Source organism: Cellulomonas septica (genome assembly GCF_012396155.1).
GTDB classification, from domain to species: Bacteria; Actinomycetota; Actinomycetes; order Actinomycetales; family Cellulomonadaceae; genus Cellulomonas; species Cellulomonas septica.
The window spans coordinates 1-1454 of record NZ_JAAXOY010000786.1 but is presented as its reverse complement, the minus strand read 5'-3'; the positions used below and the strand labels follow the sequence as shown (position 1 = coordinate 1454).

4 protein-coding genes are annotated in these 1454 nt (G+C 74.9%); 2 read left to right on the top strand and 2 right to left on the bottom strand.

The window, feature by feature from the left end:
• Both HGA02_RS19150 and HGA02_RS19145 read left to right on the top strand, forming a co-directional pair.
• A partial coding sequence (locus HGA02_RS19150) for an aminotransferase class V-fold PLP-dependent enzyme (RefSeq protein WP_168680959.1) occupies positions 1-370 on the top strand: 370 nt, incomplete at its 5' end.
• On the top strand, positions 367-648 hold the full coding sequence (locus HGA02_RS19145) for a sulfurtransferase TusA family protein (RefSeq protein ID WP_168680957.1): 282 nt from the start codon (positions 367-369) through the stop codon (positions 646-648). The genes HGA02_RS19150 and HGA02_RS19145, both read left to right, overlap by 4 nt.
• 55 nt (positions 649-703) lie before the next feature.
• Here the strand turns inward: HGA02_RS19145 and erpA are convergent, their stop codons facing one another.
• Positions 704-1054 carry an iron-sulfur cluster insertion protein ErpA gene (gene erpA, locus HGA02_RS19140; RefSeq protein ID WP_124342487.1) on the bottom strand — a complete coding sequence of 117 codons (351 nt, stop codon included), beginning with the start codon at positions 1052-1054 and terminating at the stop codon, positions 704-706.
• A 127-nt stretch (positions 1055-1181) separates the two neighbouring features.
• Positions 1182-1454: glycerate kinase (locus HGA02_RS19135; protein ID WP_168680955.1), on the bottom strand; the 273-nt coding region annotated here is incomplete at its 5' end.

Here is a 1454-nt window from a genome sequence, read left to right as displayed (position 1 = left end):
CGCCGCTCGGCGAGCGCTCGTCGACCGGGTCCGCGCGCGCGTGGCGGCCGAGGTGCCCGACACCGAGGTCGTCGGTGACGCCGGCGACCGTCTCCCCCACGTCGTGACCTTCTCGTCCCTGTACGTGGACGGCGAGGCGCTCGTGACCGCGCTCGACGCGCTGGGCTTCGCGGTCGCGTCCGGCTCGGCGTGCACGTCGAGCTCGCTCGAGCCGAGCCACGTGCTGGCCGCCATGGGGGTGCTGACGCACGGGAACGTGCGGCTCGCGCTGCCCCGCGGCACGCGCGGCGAGGACGTGGACCGCTTCCTCGACGTGCTGCCCGAGGTCGTGGCACGCGTGCGCGCGGCCGGCGGGGTCGAGGGACTGTGACCGAGGACGCGCCCACACCCGTCGTCGACGCGCGCGGCCTGCGCTGCCCGGCGCCTGTCATCGCGCTCGCGAAGGCGGCACGCACCGCAGCGCCGGGCAGCGAGCTCACGGTGCTCGCGACCGACCCGGCGGCACGGCACGACGTCCCCGCGTGGGCGCGGATGCGTGGCCACATCATGGTGTCGAGCACCGACGACGGGGGTGTCTGGCGCCTCACGGTGCGGCTCGGGGACGCGCCCGTCGTGCGAGTGGCGAGCGGCCCGGCGACCGAGCCCTGACGCACGAGGGCCCGGCACCGGGATCCGGTGCCGGGCCCTCGTCAGGCGTCGGGTGTCAGCTGAACGAGCCGCCGCAGGCGCAGGCCGAGCCCGCGTTCGGGTTGTCGATCGTGAAGCCCTGCTTCTCGATGGTGTCGGCGAAGTCGATCGTCGCGCCCTCGAGGTAGGGGACGCTCATGCGGTCGACCACGACCTCGACGCCGTCGTAGTCGCGCGTCACGTCGCCGTCGAGCAGGCGCTCGTCGAAGTACAGCTGGTAGATGAGGCCCGAGCAGCCGCCGGGCTGGACGGCGACGCGCAGACGCAGGTCGTCGCGGCCCTCCTGCTCGAGCAGGCTGCGGACCTTGTCCGCCGCCACGTCCGTGAGCAGGACGCCGTGCGTCTGGGTCTGCGTGGTCTCGCTCATCGTCTCTCCTGGTGCCGGGGAACTCACGTCAACGGTGCGCAACAGCGTCGCGCGCCGCGTTGTTCCCGTCCAGGGTACGACTGTCCGCGAGCGTCGTCGTACGCGGCCCGCCGGCGCCGCGCGGAGGTCAGCGCGACCACGTCCGCGCGACCCGCTCGGCGCGTGCCCGCAGGGTCCTGACGGGGTCGGCGAGCGCGGCCTGCACCTCCTCGGGCGTCTCCCCCACCGCGTACGCCGCCGTGATCCCGGCGGCGGACAGCTCGCGCCGGCCGACCTGCACGTCGCCCGCCAGGACGACGGTCGGGATGCCGTGCCGGAGCGCGCGCTCGGCGACCTGGGCGGCGACCTTGCCGTGCAGGCTCTGCCAGTCGAAGCGGCCCTCACCGGTGACGACGAGGTC